Origin of the sequence: Cryobacterium aureum (genome assembly GCF_002954245.1) — a bacterium.
Lineage (GTDB): Bacteria > Actinomycetota > Actinomycetes > Actinomycetales > Microbacteriaceae > Cryobacterium > Cryobacterium aureum.
The window spans coordinates 343,518-360,452 of sequence record NZ_PPTG01000048.1; the positions used below are offsets into that span (position 1 = coordinate 343,518).

Consider the following 16,935-nt stretch of genomic DNA (forward strand, 5'->3'; position numbering starts at 1 on the left):
GGGGCGGTACAGAGTACGGGTGAAATCCCGCTCTGTACCGCCCCTTTTCTGTGCAGGCTGCTGCTGCCGCTCTGCCGGTGAGCGGATGTCGCGGCTCAGCCGCGAACGCAGGTTCCGGAGGACACCGGGGCGCTCAGGCTGGGCGCCTGGCTAATGACCGGCTGAACCTCTTCGAGCGCGAGGGCATAGCCGACATTCTCGGTGTTGGATGCCTTGGCAAAAATAGCGCCAACGACCTGACCGGATTCGCTGAGCAGCGGTCCGCCCGATTCACCCTGCTGCACGTCTGAGGCCACGGTGTACACCTGGCGGGGCGTCGGATCCTGGCCATAAATGTCAGCGACACTGATGGTGCCGATCGAGATGACCTGCGCCGGGTCGGAGACATACGGTCCGCCGAAGGGATACCCGTCGGCGACGGCGCCGTTGCCGGCAGCGAGATTGGTGCCGACGGTGAGCGGTGCAGCGCCGAGCCCAGGCACCGAAATCACGGCGAGGTCGTCGACCGGGTCGAAATAGACGATCTCCCCGGCCATCGATTCGCCCGCTGGGGTTTCCACGACGGGCTGGCCCACTCCGGCGACCACGTGCGCGTTGGTGATGACGCGGCCATCAGCGACCACGAAGCCGCTGCCGGACTGGCTTTGCCCGCAGGCATAGGCCGTTCCGGTGATGCGCACGACCGACTGCGCGGCCACGGCCAGCGCCGGGCTGCTGGTATCGGCCTCGGCGGCATCCGGTGTCGGGCCGGTGAACGCGTCGACGATGCGCGGCAGCCCCTGCTGCACGGCTACCGAGCGCAGCTCGGCCATGAGTGCCTTGACTGGGTCGGGGGTGAGCGAGTCAATCCCGGAGACGACCGTTGAAGAGGAGATGGCGGGGGAGAGGAAGGGAATGCCGAGGGCGCCGATGCTGAACGCCACCATCGACGCGACCAGGGCTGAGGCGACGGCAGCGAAGGCAGCACCCAGCACCCGATTGATCGTGCCGAGGGGCGAACGCTTTTTTCGGCGTCCGACCATGCCTCCGGCCGACGCGCCGAGAGAGTGGCCGATGAGCACGAGCAGAACGGCCACCGCTATGGTGCCAGGGGTTCGCCATTCCGGGGCGGGAATCCAACCGCCGACGAGCGGAACCACGAAGAAAGCGGCAATCCCACCGAGCACCGCTCCGACGATTCCGGTGAGGCTCTGCAGCAGTCCGCTCCGGTAGCCGTTAACGAGGGCAACAAACAAGACCAGAATCAGAAAGAGGTCGAGAACCGTCGAGCCCGGCATCCGTCTCCCTTGATTGTGTGATTCACGTGTTTGGCGACGATTGCGTCTGTTTCATGCTTACACAGGCCGCCTCCGCGATTGCTGAGCGCAGGCCCCAACCCGCCTGCACTCCCGGCCGATTTTCAGGCGCGCACCGACGCAGAACTGACGTATCGTGAAGCGATGATCCTCGCCGCGTCGAAAGGAGAGCGATGACTCAGCCAGAGTCCTTTCCCATCTCAGCGATCGCGCCGCCCCTGGCCGGTCGGGCCGTGGCGAGCCAACGCTGGTCGCACCTGGTCTTCCTGCATTGGCGAGTGGATGCAGCGCTGGTCGCGCCGTTCCTGCCGAGCGGTCTGGTTCCCGACGAGCATGACGGATCGAGCTGGGTGGGCCTGATCCCGTTCGTGCTCGATCGCGCGACGATTCTCGGAAGCCCGCCGATCCCGTACTTCGGCACCTTCGTCGAGGTGAACGTGCGCCTCTATGCCATTGATGCCCGTGGGCGTCGCGGTGTGGTGTTCGTGTCACTGGAGGCCAGTCGTCTGGCGGCCGTGCTCGCCGCCCGCGCGCTGTTCTCGCTGCCCTACATCTGGTCGCGCACGCACCTCTCGGTCGCTTCCGGCGAATATCGGTACACCTCGACGCGCCACGGTGACTGCAGCGCGCACACCGAGGTCGTGGCCAGGCCGGATTCGGTCGCGGTAGTGGATGATTCGCTGGCAGACTTTCTGACCGCGCGCTGGGCGTTGTTCACGAGCATCCGTGGTCGCACCGTGCACCTGCGCAACCATCATGAGCCGTGGCCGTTATACCCTGCAGCACTGGTGAGCATCGACGACACCCTGCTGGCCGCCGCCGGTTTCGTCGGTCTGGCCGATCGATCTCCCGACTCCGTGCTGTACTCGCCGGGCGTGACGACGTGGTTCGGCCGGGGCAACTGACTCGGCGCGCGGCACTCAGAAAGTTCTGAAAAAATACGGTCAACGATCAGATGACAGCAACATCCAGATGACAGAGGGAGTAAGCAGCATGGGATTTCTTGACTTTCTGCTCGGCCGCAAGGAGCAGTCACCGACCGGCGACCGGTCGAACCAGCCAAACAACGTTCCGGCGCGCAGCGACGACGAGATCGCCGTTGAGCGCTACCAATACTTGTTGCGCACCGCACCGCCGGAGACGATCGAGAAGGTGCACGCTGAGGCGTTCGCCAAGCTCACCGAGGAGCAGCGCGATATTCTCTTTCGCCAGCTCACCGAAAATCTCGAACCGAGTGAGCGTCCAGCGGATGCCGCACCGGCCAACCTGGCCCAGGCCGCGACGAGGGCCGAGCTCGGAGAGCCAGGCACGCTCACCCGATCGTTCGGCAACCAGAACGGCACGGGCTTCGGCAGCATGGTCGGTGGTTCGCTCCTGGGCACGGTGGCCGGTTTCGTTATCGGCTCAGCGCTGGTGAGCGCCTTCATGCCGATGGACGGCGGCGGTACAGACGCCGGTGCCAACACCGAAACCAACGCCGACTCGGCGAGCGATCCGAACGCGGATGCCGGCGGCGATTCCGGTGGCGACTTCGGAGGTGATTTCGGCGGAGACTTCGGGTTCTGATCTCGCAGACCCGATTCCCCGAAAGCGGTTAGCGGATGGCGGCGATGGCCTCGCCGATGGAAACGTCGCCGTCCGTGAACTCGATGAACTTGCCAATGGTGTTGTCGCTTGCCAGCACGGCGGCGGCGACGAGCGCCACATTTTCGCGTGAGGTGTTTCCGCCCGCTGAGTCGGAACCCACGTTGATGGAGCCGCTGGCGGAGTCGAGGGTCAGCGCACTCGGTCCGAGGATGGTCCAGTTCAGCGAGGTTGCCCGCAGGTAGTCGTCGGCGGCTGCCTTGGCCTCGTAGTAGGCGAACATGCCGTCGTCTGGTGAGGCTCCGTGATCGGCGCGCGATCCCTTGTAGGACACCATCACGTAGCGGTAGATGCCAGCCTCAGCTGCGGCGTAGATCGAGCGGATGGCTGCATCCCGGTCGACCGCGTAGGTGCGCTCCGCGCTTCCCCCGCCAGCTCCCGCGGACCAGATGATGGCGTCGTGGCCGGCCAGTACGGTCGTGAGCTGGTCGGTGGACAGGTTCTCAACATCCGCTACTAACGGTGTGGCGCCGGTCGCCGAGACGTCGGCGGCCTGGTCGGGGTTGCGGATGAGGGAGCTGACCTCATCGCCGGCAGCCGTGAGCAGGCGGGCCAGGTGGAGAGCAACTTTTCCGTGCCCTCCGATGATCGCAATTTTTGTCATGTGTTCAACACTGCCACGATTGTCGTCGTGTGGTACTCAGATTTGGACGAAGCCGAGCAGCCGAGCGCTCAGTGCAACACAGATCACTTGCACAGCGAGAAAGACTCCGACCCAGAAAATGCCGGGAATGTGCGTCAGCCGGGCCAATTGGTCGGCGTCCGACGAGGAGCCCGCCCGCCGCGAGCGAGATTGCTGCAGCTCGAGGGACGTACGCAGCGCACCGAACAGCAGAAACGCTGTGACCAGGAGGGCGAACACACCCTGCACCTCTGGAGAGCCAAACCACGACACGAGAAAGACGATCGCGCCGGTGACGGCGACCGACCACAGACCGAACCAGTTGCGAATCTGCACGAGCAGCAGGGCCAGCGCGGCCAGCAACGCCCAGAGCAGTCCCACGTCGTACCCTTGGCTGAGCAGCCAGGCGGCGCCGAGGCCGAGCAGCGCGGCGGCCGGGTAGCCGGCCAGCAGTGTGAAGATCATGCCCGGGCCACTGGGACGCCCGCGGCTCACGGTGAGGCCTGAGGTGTCCGAATGTAAGCGGATGCCGCCCAGTCGCCGCCCGCAGAGCACGGCGACGACCCCGTGCCCGCCTTCGTGCACAATCGTGATGGCGTGTCGGGCCAGGCGCCAGACCGGCGGAAACAGAACGATCACGGTGGCCGCTGCCAGGGTCAGCCACGCCGTGAGGGGCTCCAGCGCGGCATGCGGTGTCGTCATGCGGAGCCAGATATCGAGAAGCACGTCCATGCGTCCCAGAGTAGGTGCCCCGACCGCGAGAGGCGATCAGCATCAATGTTACCGAGCGGGGGCCACGGATGGTCTGGGCGCACGTATGAAGTGGTGCTTGCACCGACCACCGATGCCGGCACAGCCCTCAGCCGGAAATAGTCACGTCCAACGTCATCTCTGAGGGCAGCGCGACGAAAGCGAACCAGGAACCCGGTGCTGCCAACGACTCGGGACGTGAACCCTGGAGCTGAGGGCCGACGATCATTCGGGCTCAGATGCTGACGCCAAATAAAGTTCCGCTAAAAAAAACCCCGGTGGCCGGGAGTTTTACCTGTGGGCGATGCGGGACTTGAACCCACGACCTCTTCCGTGTGAAGGAAGCGCGCTACCAGAAATGACCCCCGTAAGTGTGAGCACTTCCGCATGATTCCGCGGTTTTAGATCAGCCTAAGTCAGTGCTCTTCAGTGGGGTTCACAAAATACTGCGCTTTTTGTGCGCTTTTTCTTTCGCAGCAGCCCGGCTTGCGGCGATGTAGCCGTATGCCCGACCAAGCGGAATGCTGTCGACTTGATTGGTCGTGTGGTCGGACGACGTGGGCCGGGTGCGAAAACATTTGGGCATATCTCGGTCCGCCACATACTCAGAGATCGCTTAAGCACAGCCGCGGCGCCCACCTATCGCTCAGCCCATCATTCGGCTCGTCGTGTCGAAGAGTTCAAGTTCGACGGGTTGTAGCTGGTGCTGGCAAACGAAAGTGCGATCCTTGATGCGTCAGAGCCCTTGGCCCACGCTGAGACCCTACAGCGACTTCTCCTCATAGATTGGTCGACGCGCGTAATGCTCAGTACGATCTGTACATGGATGGAATAATTGGTCCGACCGTCGCCGCTGGAGGGCGTATTGCTGCTGCTGCTGCTGCTGCTGCTGCTGCCCTGCGGCGACCGAAATTAACGAGAAAAGCTCCTCTGCGATTTTTGATTGAAATTGTCGATCTCGATGGTGACCCGGTCGTGACTATGACTTTGGAGAATCCACGTAAGAATCTGGACGCTGTCGTCATAACCGCGATGACACCAATGATCCGGTTACCGGCCTACCGGGCCTTCCAGGAGGCGCGCTTGGCCCGGCACCCCGGGTTCCAGCCGATCCACATCCCGAGCAAGACGCACTTCCTCACGCTCGAGAGCCCGGCCGAGGCGGCAGCGTCGATCATCTCGCTCTCCGGGGTCGGACATGCTCGGCTCGGTTAGTATCGTCGGCGGCGGCATCGGCGGCCTGACGGCGGCGGCGTCGCTCGCGAAGCGGGGGTGGAGCGTCACGCTCTATGAACGCGAGTCGACGCTGCGGGCGCATGGCTCCGGCATCTACCTGTGGAGCAACGGGCTCGCGGTGCTCGCCGACCTCGGCGTCCTCGACGAGGCGATCGAAGGCGCCCACTACGGTCCGGCGATCGAGACGCGGAACGCCGCCGACGAGGTCATGGCCACGGTCCAGACCGGCCGCGGCAAGCCGACCACGGTGCTCACCGCGACGCGGAGTCGGCTGATCGACGCACTCGCGAGAGCGTGCCGGGACCTCGGCGTCGACGTGCGAACGGACATGGAAGGCGTCTCCGCCCACCCGGACGGCTCGGTGTCGTTCGCAGACGGGACGGAAGCGACGGCGGACCTCGTCGTCGTCGCCGACGGGGTCAACTCGCGCATCCGTGACGGGCTCGCGCTGACGAAGTCCCGGGTCGGCCTGGGGCAGATGGGCACCCGCGCCCTGATCCCGCGGACTCCGGGACTTCTCCCCGACGCCGACGAGCCGAAATACATCGAATGGATGGCCGGACGGCGCTTCGTGCTGTGGACGCCGATCAGCGACGCGTCGCTGTACATCTCACTCGTATCGCCGAGGGGGCACCCCTCCGTGGCGCCCCGGCTCGACCCGGTGGTCTGGACTGACGACTTCCCCCAGCTGGCCGCGCTCTTCGCCCATCTCGATGGGTATGAACTCCACTGGGCCGAGTTCGAGCACATCACGCTCGAGCGATGGTCAGCCGGCCGCGTCGCGGTGCTCGGCGATGCCGCGCACGCGCAGCCTCCCTATCTCGGCCAAGGCGGCGGTTGCGCGATGATGAACGCCGTCGGCCTCGCGCACGCCGTCACCGTCGGCGGGGGCGGTATCCCGGATCGGCTTCGGCTCTGGGAGGAGACCGAGCGGCCGCTGATCGAGTACACGCAGAACTTCTCGACGGGGGTGGCGCAGTTGAATGATCTCCCCGAGTCGGTTCGCACGACGTTTCTGGGGGCGCTCGGGGCATCGGCCGATTTCGGGCGCAACCGCCTGCGCGCCGCTATGACCACCCCGACGGGCATCGCACCGTTCCGGTCGGCCGCGGTCTGATCCTGTCGAGTGGGCAACTGGACGCCGACGGGGCAGCTCGGGATCGATGAGTCGAGCAGGTGGTTCGCCCCGTTCCAGCTGAATCCCCGCGACTGGCTAATACCAGAGTCTCTCAGCGCAGTAGGCTAAGGCGCGCACCCACAAAAGCACCCCACATTCGCAGTACCACGGATATTCACCTATGTCTTGGGAGAAGACCATTGTGAAGAACGACCTTAAGAACCGCGCGCGGCAGGTGCTAGCGAACTTGCCCGTCACAATCAACACATCATTTGGCGATCCGTTCCAACGCGACCAATGGCCGGACACGCTGCAAAAGGTCACCTATCTCACGGAACAGGGCTATCAAGGCGAGATCGAGGTGTCGACGAAGTCCATCCTCAAGGACGAACAGATCGACGTGTTGAGTTCCGTCAATTCGAACATCTGGATCATGTGCGGAGTGACCGGTCTCGGCGAGAGTAAAGTGCCGCTTCAAGCTCGATTCGACAACTACCTCCGGGTGTGCGAGAAGTTTCCGAAGACCGTGTTGAACCTCCGACCGTTGATTCCGGGCATGAACGACTCCATGGAGGTCCTCACTCCCATCATCGAAATGGCTGCCCAAGGAAACAGGTACCTGAAGCACGGCGGATATCTCGACCCCAATGAAGTCGCTGGTAAAAAGTACAACTACGACGGTCTGAAAGCGGACATCAAAGCGCTCTGCGCGAAAATGGGCATCAACGATGCCCCGAGGTGCTCGTCCATGGTGGCGATCGTGACTGGAAAAGTTGATAGCACGTTCGAGAACTCGGATCCGAGCAATTTGGACGTCTTGGAAGCGCTGGGGTTCGACTTCGATCTCGTCGATGGGTACGTGAAGCTCGAGGGCTTCAAGAAGAGCGGCGTCGTGACCAAGGGCGATGTCTCATTCGCAAAGCTGATCGCTCTGTCATCCCACGTGCTCGACAATTGGACCGATCCGCATCAGTACATGCAGATGAAGGGACCAGACGGGCAGATGACGGTCTGCACGTCGAGTTGGTTCCACTGGACCAGGGAAATTCGTTGCACCGTCAACTGCTGGTACTGCCACGTACGACCTGGGACCGAAATCTATTTCGAATCGGGCGACTCCGGGTGTAGCCCGCTCGACATGTATGACTTCGTGTTCGAGAGTGAAGAATATTCCGCTGCGTCCTGAAATGTGTACCGTGTCAAGTAGATGGGACCCTTTTGCCTCGGGGATGCGCGGGTCTGCGAGGCCGAGTTGGACCTTCAGTGGGCGGTTCCATGACAGGGCCTCGTGCGGTCGGATCGTGGACGAGGATCATGTCGCGGTGAGCGGCGCCGACCGCTGCCGGCCAAGGCGGCGGTCTCGCCGTCGAAAGTCCTTTAACCTAACAGAACGATTAGCGACATGGACTGACTGACGAGCCGACCTAAGGTCGCCGTGTTAGCGCCACCCCGATCCCATGGTCCTCAGCCTCCCCGCGAAGTCGGAAACATACTGCTCAAATCCTCTCATCGTGTTTTGCGCTCTCACACCGAGATACTGTGGCAGCCCGCCTGACTCTCCGAAGAGTCGGTCACCCCATGAGAGGACTGTCGCGATGGTAGCCTTTCTGTTCTGCAACAAAGCAAGGAACTGACTGATAAATGCGTCGTCGTATCTGTCAGGTACTTCGTTTCCCACTAGCCTGCAGGCATCTTCAATTACTTTCATGTTCGAGGCGAGCAAATAGACCTGGGAGTAGAACTTGACCTTGTCGGTCATGATAGTGCTCGCCAACTCCTTCGCCCTCAGGCCCCCAACAGGTATTCGGTCGTCTCTCGTTAGATTCCGGGTGACGTCGTTGATAGCTTCATCGCACATCTCTCCCGATAGGCCGAAGTCCTGTCTATGTGACCAAAGATGATTCGCCAAGTGCTCATTCATGAGACCGGCAGCATTTCTCCCCATGGTGGTGGCATAAGAGAGCAGGTAGCTGTCGTTACCATTGGGTCGTGAATAATCGAGAATCAGCTTCACGCTGCTTGCGTCTCTCGTGTCGACGTAATGGGCCAAGTCCGATATCCTAAAAGGATTTTCCAATATCCTTGTGGCTTGACCAAACGCTGCCCCTAGGCTGTAACGCCTATCTTCTTCAAGTACGGCCGCCTGAAAACCTGAGATATCCAAGAGGGTCGACGACTCCTTGGGCGGGAGCGTTGAAAAGTACTCCGCCCATTTCTGAAATCTCGTTGAATAGGGTACCCCCATTTCCTGCATCCTCACCAGGCCGGGTATCCTTAGTTTTCCGTAGTTGCCGCTGCGCATATCATCCTCATCACTTGCCCTCAGGCCAGTGAGAAACTCTTCAGATACCTCTGAATGAAGAGGCAGGTTGTACCTCAGACAGAACTCCTCCGGAAATGCCTGGATGTCCACGATCGGCGGGATTTTAAGCACGGAATTTCCGTAGTATTTCGCGAGCTTGTCGTGTTCGCCGATTAGGTCATGTAGCTGCGAGGCACCCCGCACGCGTATTTGAGGGTTCTTCTTGTGCCCCTGATACGAACCATGCTCAAAATACGTGACCACAATTTCATGTCGTTTCTGGGTCCTGCCGAGAACGCTGGAGATGTCGCACGTCTTCACGTCATCGGCGACGGCTCTACAGTCCACGCCCTTATAGTTGACGAGTTGGCCATCACGCCCAACAGTGAAGATCCCTCTCCGCATGGACCAGGTATGAAACGCGAGTGGCTCCATTTCGTTACTCCCTATGCGATCCTCATAGTCCTCCACGCTGATCGGATCGAAGACGACCATACCGTCTTGTTTTCCATAGAGGCCGGGTCTCAGGACACGATGGCGCACCAGGTTGTAGAGCCGCTTGTGTTGGTCGAGGGCACCCGGGTCTTCCATGACTACTGGCCTTTCGTGAAGTAGTGGTCAAACAGACCACTTCGGGTAACCAAACCATGGGGCACGTCAGAATCGCCGAACGTAGCTCCACTCTGCAAGCGATCAGTCAATATTGCTCACCGCCACTTTCAGCTGCGGAATCTTCGACGGCGAGACCGTCAGCGCGTCGACCCCATACTCCAGGAACGTGCTGGTGAGCGCTTCATCCGCAGCAAGTTCGCCGCTGATCGACACCCAAGTTCCGGCATTGCGGGCATTCTCCACTACCAGCTTGATCGAATGAAGTATCGCCGGATGGTACGGCCCGTACCGGTCCGCAAGCTTTGCGTTCGTCCGATCGATGGCGAGCATGTACTGGGTCAGATCATTGGTTCCGATACTGAAGAAGTCGACGAGTGTCGCGAGGTCGTCGCTGATGAGCACCGCGGCAGGTGTCTCGATCATGATCCCTTGCTCTATATCCCTGTTGAACGGAACACCTTCCCCAGTCAGGTCCTCCATCACCTTTCCGACGATCTCCTTGATGCGGATTACCTCATCGACCGACACGATCATGGGATACATGATGGCCACGTCCGCAAAGGCGCTGGCTCGCAATATCGCCCGAATTTGAGGCACGAAGATGTCAAGGCGATCCAGGGAAATCCGGATTGCGCGATACCCTAGCGCGGGATTCTCCTCCGGCTCGAGGTGAAGATAGCTTGGGGTCTTGTCTGCGCCGATGTCGAGAGTCCGAATGACGAACTTGCCCTTGCCTAGTCGCGACGCCATGGACTTGTAGACCTGAAACTGCTCCTCCTCCCCGGGTAATTCCGACGCCTCCATGAACATAAATTCCGTCTTGAAATTCCCGATCCCTGCGGCACCATTCGCGACGGCGTTCTCCACATCGGAAGCAGCATTGATGTTGGCGTAGATCAGAATAGATTTGCCCGACTTGGTCACCGCCGACAGGCCGCGGGACACGCTCGCCAACTCTCGTTGTCGAGCATCGAATTCATCCGCCCTGAGCGCGTACCCTAACCGCGCCGGCTCGTCGGGATCGACAATCAACTCGCCGCGGCCATCGATGATGCCAGGCATACCGTGCCACTGCGCGCTCACATCCTCGCTGCTCAGAGCCGGCAAACCCATTGTCCGAGACAGGATGGCGGTATGCGAGCTGGGTCCCGCGTTCTTCACAACCAGGCCGACGACGTTGAGCCTGCCGAACCGGAGGGTATCTCTCGGCGTGAGATCGATCGCCACGACGATAGTGGGTTCCTTGATGGCGTCGAACGCCGCGTGCCCCATTTCTTCGGAATAGTAGAAGATTCGGCCGAACCTGATGCCCTCGTTCAACGAAGCTCCGCGGGCGGCGATCATGCCCACTGCTGGCTTTCCTTCACTGGTGATACGAGTATCTGCTGCCTGAATCTCGACCACAACGTCCTGAGCAGGATGTCGCCACCCGCCATGACTTCGTCGAACTCCGATGCCTCATTTTGTGCGGCAGTGGGCGCCTGACTGCTCCAGTCCCAAAACGCCTGGAAAACAGGGAATCGGTCACCCAGCTCGCGAGCCCTCATGACGGCGACCGACGCGGTCCTAAATGTTTTCTGGGGATCCCTCGTCTCGCGCTCATAGTATTTGAGCGATTGAGTATCAAGCATCAAGGGCAATGACAATACCTCGGTGCTGGGGTCGAAAATGTCTCTAATCTCATGGAAGCTCTTCCCCGTGAAGATGCAGTCATCGACGACGATCACGCACCCGTCACGATAATCGTCGACCACCCGCGCCACGGACCCTCCGCCGAATGCCCGGACGATTCCTGATCTTTCCCCCAAGTCCGGGCCATTGGCCCGATGTTGGGAGTACTGCACATTGAGATGTTCAACCTGCAACCGATCGGAGGCCAAACTCTGGAATATCACACCCAAGTTCAAGGCCCCGAACGCGTTGCTCAGAATAAGGACACGCTTCGGTTCGAGACTTTCGCCGAAAGCGGCCAACTTTGTCGTGTAAGCGGCAAAGAGCACCGCCAACGAATCGCCCTCGCGGACGGCACGAACGCTTCCGGGCGCAAGCTGGGAGATACGCAGCGATTCGTCGATGAACGCCGAGATGGTCTGGTTGAGCACGACATCGGCGATCCTCTGCTGAAAGCTGTCTGTCGATGCGGGGAATCGAAACAGCAACAGACTCGCTATCATTTCGGCGATTTCGCTTACACAGGCCTCGATTGTGGGTGCGATCTGCGGTCTGCCGGGTATGCCGTCCATTCCCGACTCATTCGAGTACACGAACCAAAGCATGGTCGTCAGATCGTTGAATACGTACTCTAGGTACGAGAGCATGCCGATCCAGTCCACGGCGTTCGACCTCCACGGCTCTCCGTCGCACGCGAAGGCTGGCTCAGAATAGGCCCCCCAGCGGCTGCAGAAGTTTTGCCACAGGGCGAATTCAGTCGGGTCGCTCCGCTTTTTGTGCATTTGCGGATCGCATTCGTAGTAGGTATATCCGCGCAGCCAGACGGTGCCGCCCTCCACGTGGCCGCGGCGCCCGAAGAAGTCCCGCAGCGCCGGTGCAAGCTGGTCGACCTCGGCCAGTCCGAGCCGAAAGCCGCCGTATTTGCTGACGTGATCCTGAATTCTGAACGAGTCGCTGCAACGAAGGTTCGTGCGTATCGACCTATTCCACAGGTCGAAGAACGCGTCCTCATTCGCCTTCATCTCTGCATCCGCGGAGTCTAGGAGTTCGAAGAGAGTTGTTTCACTCGCTCCGTCTGCGACTCTCTGGTGCATGGTATCGATGAGGTCGTCCAGAGTACGTGACAGAGGATCCAGCACGATCAGTTCTCCGCGCGGAACAGTGAAGGTTCGCTCTTGGTCATCCCTCAACCGCTGTCGCGCGAGAGCCTCGGATCTCGTGATGCTCTTCGAGAGCTGGAGTATCTCGGCTCGCCTCTCGGACGTGGATTCGAAATAGAACTTGAATTCTGCGTCGGGGAAGATCTCAAAAAGGTTGCGGCCGTCCATGACAAGGGCCCGGCCTCGACGGTAGTCGTCCAATGCAGTGTTCACATGATTTAACATCTCGCCATCACCGGTGATCGACGCGAAATATTTCACTAACCCATCGTCATACAAGTCGGCATTGTCTCGGTTCTGCAGGTGTAGAATCGTGTCAGAGGAGACGCGAGCATAGAGCGACGGCATGATTTCTTCGTGGCTGACGCCGCGATCCGCCAACTGCTGGTATGCCTGCGCCAGAAATCGGATCACCAACCCGGTGGAGAAAAAGGATATGCCGAGTCGATCGGCGAGCATCTGTCCGGCGGTGGATTTTCCCTGGCCATTTGTGCCATCGATTGTAATCAGCAAGGAACTCCCCAGAAGGACGGTTTCGCGCGCATGTTTGTGAGTATGCTACCGATCTTAGGGGTAGCGTCGGTCTAGGCTGGCAGCTATGCTGGCGATGTCGTCGGCTCGGCGCACCTGGTCCGCCGTGCGGCAGCGCGTCACCCGCGACGCCAAGGGACGATGCGGCCGGCGCAGGGATGCGTCGTGGGCGAACCGGCTGCTGCTGCTGCGCGGCGCCGACACCCTCAGTCAGCGGGCCTGGGCCCGGCTGAACCGGGTGTTCCACCACGACGATGCGACCGGAGAACTCGGCGCCGCCTGGGGCGTGAAGGTACACCTCCGCATGCTGCTCAAGGCCGGCAGCCTCGAGGCCGCCCACGAGGCCAAGATGCGCCTCGGCATGGCCGTGCTCGCCGCTGACATGCCGAGGCCACGCGCCTCTTCGAGATGGTCAGCGACTGGTGGGAACAGATCGAAGTCCTCATCGTCGCCGGCGTCACCAAAGCCCGCACCGAGGCCGCGAACACCTCGATCAAGCAGCTGAAACGCACCGACCGGAGCTTTCGAAACGAGACCAACTACCGCACCCGTATCCTGCTCGCCAGCGCCGCCCGCCGCGCGGCATGAACATCAACCTCAGCGGGCCGCATTCACCACGGAACGCGAAGAGCCCGTGTGGGTGGGTGCCAGCACCATCGACGCGCGGTGCTCAGCGGCGGGACGTCACGGGGCTCTGCTCTGCTGTGGCCGGGAACGCTTCGCCGCGACGTCTGCGGCTGGCCGTCAGAACGAACACTCCGAAGACGAGGGTCAGGAGGCCGATTACGATCCAGGCCGTTGCGTAGCCTGCCGAGGCTGCGATCTCACCGAACACCCATGGCATGACGAATCCGCCGACTGCCGTGATAGTCAAGAGCAACCCGACAGCGGTACCGATCAGTTCAGGCGGAACGCTGCGGTCGTTGCCCGGCGCGGTCAGCCACACAGCGAAGCAGCCGTTGAAACCGAATCCGATCACGGCGGCGGACAGCCATAGTGTGTCGGGCCCAGCGACCGGCAGTGACAGGATGCCGAGTCCCTGGATGGCCAGGAAGAGTAGGAAGGTCGCACGAGCGCTCATCACTCGGTCGGCGAGAACGCCCGCCGTGATGCTGCCCGGAATACCCGCGATTCCCACCAACAGGCCAGCGATCGCAACGACTCCCCCTGAGAAGCCCCGGTCGGCCGCTGCGTACACACCGATGAGCTGAGAGGCCGAAAAGTAGGCACCGTAACCACCGAAGAACGCGAGCCCGTAGCGCCACAGGAAGCGGTTGCGGAGAACCGCGGCGATGGCGGAACCGCTGAGTTTCACACCGAGCAGGCTGGGAATGCCTTTCGGGATGCGGTAGACCAACAGTACGACAAGGCCAGCGGCCAGTGTGACGAGACCGGCGAGAACGAGTGCCCCTCTCCACCCAAGGCCCTCGACGACCGGTGTCCAGGCGTAGAGGCCAACGGCGACCCCGGTGCTGAACGAGGCCGAGACGACGCCGAGCGCGACGGCGTGCTCATGGTTCTTGAACCAGACGCTCACTGCGGCGATGCTGATGCCGGCATAGATCGAAGCGGCGACACCAGCGAGGATGCGCGTGATGAGCAGCGCCGGGTACCCGTCGACGATGCCTGCCAACGACGTGAGTGTACCCTCCAGAACCAGGCCGGTAACCACAGTGGCGCGGATCCCGAACTTCGCGGCGAGGAATCCTGCGGGGATGTGCATGATGCCGTATCCAATTACGAAGCCGGAGATGAGCAGCGCCAGCTGGGGGAGATCTATCGAATACGCCGCGGCCACACCTCCGAAGGTCGGCGGCATGACAAACCAGTTGAAGGTCATCGCAACCGTCCCGAACGCTATCACGGCCAGCATGACCCATCGCATCGAGGCTTTGGGTTGAGTTTCATCATGCACAATGCGTCCAGCTTTCATCCTGGTTGGAGCGGTGAGGGGTGGAGGGGACTGCTGAGGCTTTAGTTTTCGGTTGCGGTGTGGGGTGGTTCAGGCAGCTATGAGGGCTGTGTCTAGTATCTCGAACTCGATCGGGGTGAGGCGTCCGAGCCGGCGTTGGCGACGCCTGCGATGGTATGTCCGCGCAATCCAGGTGACCATCTCTTGCGGCCCGCGCTTGGGGCGGGGCGGTGGCCTGGATCCGCAGGCACTTTTGCATCACGGAGTAGGCGGGAGCGCGCGAGCGCAGCGTCGGTTGCGCGGCCACGTCAGCATGATCGTCGATCATCAAACCCACGTCCCCGAAGCTACGCGACACGTTCAAGCGTAGACAACCCCAGAAGAGGGCCGGGCTTCGTCCCTGTGAGTGGTGCGGTTTCCCGCTCTTGAGTGCTGCTTCGTCAACGTGTGCCTTCTTCGCTCGAGGCCCTGACTGGTCCACAGGCCGGCATCATCGAACTGCCGGTTGACGTCTACTGGGGCCCCTGACCGGATCATCGATCTCTCCGAGGAGTGGCAGCAGGCCAAGACGTATCAGGCTGTTATTCGAACGGGGTCGACAGCTCAGCAGGAGTCGCTCCTCAACAAAGTTTCTTGGTCGCGATCTGGCCGGCACTCATATTGCCCGCACGCTGCCAACAGGTTTGGGAGACGGCGTTTCCCGAACTGATTTCCTAGCTCCACCCGAGCTTTAGATGCCGGCGACGGCCGCCAATTCTAAATGTGACCTCGCTCTCACTGGATTGCGAGTTCTGCACGCGACCCGCATCCCTTCCCCGCTCACCAGGAGGCTCAGCCCGGCGTCTGAGCCTTGTGTAGCGCCACGAGCAGAGGTGGCCAACGAACCCATCTGGAAGCGCTTGGGCGGCGGCTTGCGGGCGGGCCCTGCCACGACCGAGAGATCCCGTGCGGGGGAGTGGGCCGCCGTCAAAACAGGCCACGAGGCCCGTGTTTATCTGTGCATTTTTTGGCGAATAAGCGAAAGCGAAAAGACGCACAAAACAAGGTTCAGTATATTTTGTGTTTTTTCGGCGCTTTTTCAAGCCCATTTCGCGGCCAAAAAGCAACACGTGGGCGAAAAAAATCCCGTTGACCGAGGGTTTTGCTTGGTGGGCGATGCGGGACTTGAACCCACGACCTCTTCCGTGTGAAGGAAGCGCGCTACCAGCTGCGCCAATCGCCCAAACTATATTCGCCACCGAAGTTGCGACTACTGATACTAGCCCAGACTGGAGCGTCGCCGCACATCCATGCCGCACCGGGAGTGGCGCGTGCGCCCCGGGGCCTGCCCAGCCACTATGGAAGGCACGGTCGACCATAGGGCGCGCGGGAGCTGCGCCGCTGCGCGCGAGGCGGAACTGGTGCGCATTGGCGTACGTCCCGCGCCTCGCATTACGCGGGGTTTCCGGCCAGGGCCGAACTCCCGCAGTCTGGCGCAACTCCCGCGCCTGCCCGGAGGCGCTGTCAGGCAGCCAAGCAGGCCAGAGGGTGCCCGCAACACACGGCGCAACACGCCGTAAACGGCTCGGTTTGGTTTCCGTCTTGCTATTCAGCTAGAGTCTCTGAGTACGCAGAAATGCGGACAGTTGCGGATGTGGCGCAGTGGTAGCGCATCACCTTGCCAAGGTGAGGGTCGCGAGTTCGAATCTCGTCATCCGCTCGAATGAACTGGAATCGCACCTTCGGGTGCGGTTCCAATTCGTTTGGTATGAACCCAATTGGTGGATTGGCCGAGAGGCGAGGCAGCGGCCTGCAAAGCCGTTAACACGGGTTCGAATCCCGTATCCACCTCCATTCTTCGTGCACTTTCGTAGGATAAGTAGTTCCCAGAATCTTGGGCGATTGGCGCAGCGGTAGCGCGCTTCCCTGACACGGAAGAGGTCACTGGTTCGATCCCAGTATCGCCCACAGAGTATTTTCCGTTCACAACAAAGCCCCGGTTCGCTGGGGCTTTTTTGTGCCCAAAATCGCGACGGTGCATGGAGAAATGTGCCCGCGCTCTGTCCGCCGACGAACTCCGCCGCGCACGCCGCTAAAGTTGACG

12 protein-coding genes, 4 tRNA genes and 1 pseudogene are annotated in these 16,935 nt (G+C 61.3%); 9 read left to right on the forward strand and 8 right to left on the reverse strand.

Annotated elements, in window-relative coordinates; genetic code table 11:
- Positions 1-95: 95 nt before the first annotated feature.
- Positions 96-1,277: a MarP family serine protease gene (locus tag CJ028_RS18460; RefSeq protein ID WP_105036650.1), complete on the reverse strand. Its 1,182-nt coding sequence runs from the start codon at positions 1,275-1,277 to the stop codon at positions 96-98.
- Positions 1,278-1,468: 191 nt separating this feature from the next.
- On the opposite strand from CJ028_RS18460, the gene CJ028_RS18465 reads away from it, so the two are divergent.
- Both CJ028_RS18465 and CJ028_RS18470 read left to right on the forward strand, forming a co-directional pair.
- Complete coding sequence (locus CJ028_RS18465; protein ID WP_105036651.1) at positions 1,469-2,200, forward strand: YqjF family protein; 732 nt, start codon at positions 1,469-1,471, stop codon at positions 2,198-2,200.
- Positions 2,201-2,288: 88 nt separating this feature from the next.
- Entirely contained in the window at positions 2,289-2,861 is a 573-nt protein-coding gene (locus CJ028_RS18470) for a hypothetical protein (RefSeq protein WP_105036652.1), read from the forward strand.
- Positions 2,862-2,889: 28 nt separating this feature from the next.
- Here the strand turns inward: CJ028_RS18470 and CJ028_RS18475 are convergent, their stop codons facing one another.
- Entirely contained in the window at positions 2,890-3,543 is a 654-nt protein-coding gene (locus CJ028_RS18475; protein ID WP_105036653.1) for an SDR family oxidoreductase, read from the reverse strand.
- A 36-nt stretch (positions 3,544-3,579) separates the two neighbouring features.
- The gene (locus CJ028_RS18480; protein ID WP_105036654.1) at positions 3,580-4,293 is read right to left on the reverse strand and encodes a M50 family metallopeptidase; all 714 of its coding nucleotides are present in this window, start codon (positions 4,291-4,293) and stop codon (positions 3,580-3,582) included.
- A gap of 840 nt (positions 4,294-5,133) precedes the next feature.
- Between CJ028_RS18480 and CJ028_RS20730 the strand changes: the two genes are divergently transcribed.
- The 3 genes from CJ028_RS20730 to CJ028_RS18500 all read left to right on the forward strand — a co-directional run bounded on the left by CJ028_RS20730 (position 5,134) and on the right by CJ028_RS18500 (position 7,850).
- Complete coding sequence (locus CJ028_RS20730; RefSeq protein WP_148666446.1) at positions 5,134-5,526, forward strand: hypothetical protein; 393 nt, start codon at positions 5,134-5,136, stop codon at positions 5,524-5,526.
- Positions 5,510-6,664, forward strand: coding sequence for an FAD-dependent oxidoreductase (locus CJ028_RS18495; protein WP_105036656.1), 1,155 nt, complete (start codon positions 5,510-5,512; stop codon positions 6,662-6,664). The genes CJ028_RS20730 and CJ028_RS18495 overlap by 17 nt, the downstream gene beginning before the upstream one ends.
- Positions 6,665-6,866: 202 nt before the next feature.
- Positions 6,867-7,850, forward strand: coding sequence for a hypothetical protein (locus CJ028_RS18500; RefSeq protein ID WP_129590542.1), 984 nt, complete (start codon positions 6,867-6,869; stop codon positions 7,848-7,850).
- Positions 7,851-8,102: 252 nt separating this feature from the next.
- On the opposite strand, the gene CJ028_RS18505 is transcribed toward CJ028_RS18500, so the two are convergent.
- The 3 genes from CJ028_RS18505 to CJ028_RS18520 form a co-directional block, all read right to left on the reverse strand.
- Positions 8,103-9,557, reverse strand: a complete 1,455-nt coding sequence (locus CJ028_RS18505; protein ID WP_129590543.1) for a hypothetical protein — start codon at positions 9,555-9,557, stop codon at positions 8,103-8,105.
- A gap of 102 nt (positions 9,558-9,659) precedes the next feature.
- On the reverse strand, positions 9,660-10,922 hold the full coding sequence (gene ptsP, locus CJ028_RS18515; RefSeq protein WP_240607464.1) for a phosphoenolpyruvate--protein phosphotransferase: 1,263 nt from the start codon (positions 10,920-10,922) through the stop codon (positions 9,660-9,662).
- Positions 10,919-12,922 carry a (d)CMP kinase gene (locus tag CJ028_RS18520; protein WP_161499026.1) on the reverse strand — a complete coding sequence of 668 codons (2,004 nt, stop codon included), beginning with the start codon at positions 12,920-12,922 and terminating at the stop codon, positions 10,919-10,921. Before CJ028_RS18520 ends, ptsP begins: the two co-directional genes overlap by 4 nt.
- A gap of 417 nt (positions 12,923-13,339) precedes the next feature.
- Between CJ028_RS18520 and CJ028_RS21565 the strand changes: the two are divergent.
- A pseudogene (locus CJ028_RS21565) lies at positions 13,340-13,528 on the forward strand (transposase); the annotation flags it as partial.
- 82 nt (positions 13,529-13,610) lie between these two features.
- On the opposite strand, the gene CJ028_RS18530 reads toward CJ028_RS21565, so the two are convergent.
- A complete protein-coding gene (locus CJ028_RS18530) occupies positions 13,611-14,825 on the reverse strand; it encodes an MFS transporter (RefSeq protein WP_161499027.1) in 1,215 nt (404 codons plus the stop codon).
- A 1,173-nt stretch (positions 14,826-15,998) separates the two neighbouring features.
- Positions 15,999-16,074, reverse strand: a tRNA-Val gene (locus tag CJ028_RS18535).
- 405 nt (positions 16,075-16,479) lie between these two features.
- On the opposite strand from CJ028_RS18535, the gene CJ028_RS18540 reads away from it, so the two are divergent.
- The 3 genes from CJ028_RS18540 to CJ028_RS18550 all read left to right on the forward strand — a co-directional run bounded on the left by CJ028_RS18540 (position 16,480) and on the right by CJ028_RS18550 (position 16,799).
- Positions 16,480-16,551, forward strand: a tRNA-Gly gene (locus CJ028_RS18540).
- A gap of 60 nt (positions 16,552-16,611) precedes the next feature.
- Positions 16,612-16,685 (forward strand) — tRNA-Cys (locus CJ028_RS18545).
- 42 nt (positions 16,686-16,727) lie between these two features.
- Positions 16,728-16,799 (forward strand) — tRNA-Val (locus tag CJ028_RS18550).
- The last annotated feature ends 136 nt before the right edge of the window (positions 16,800-16,935 follow it).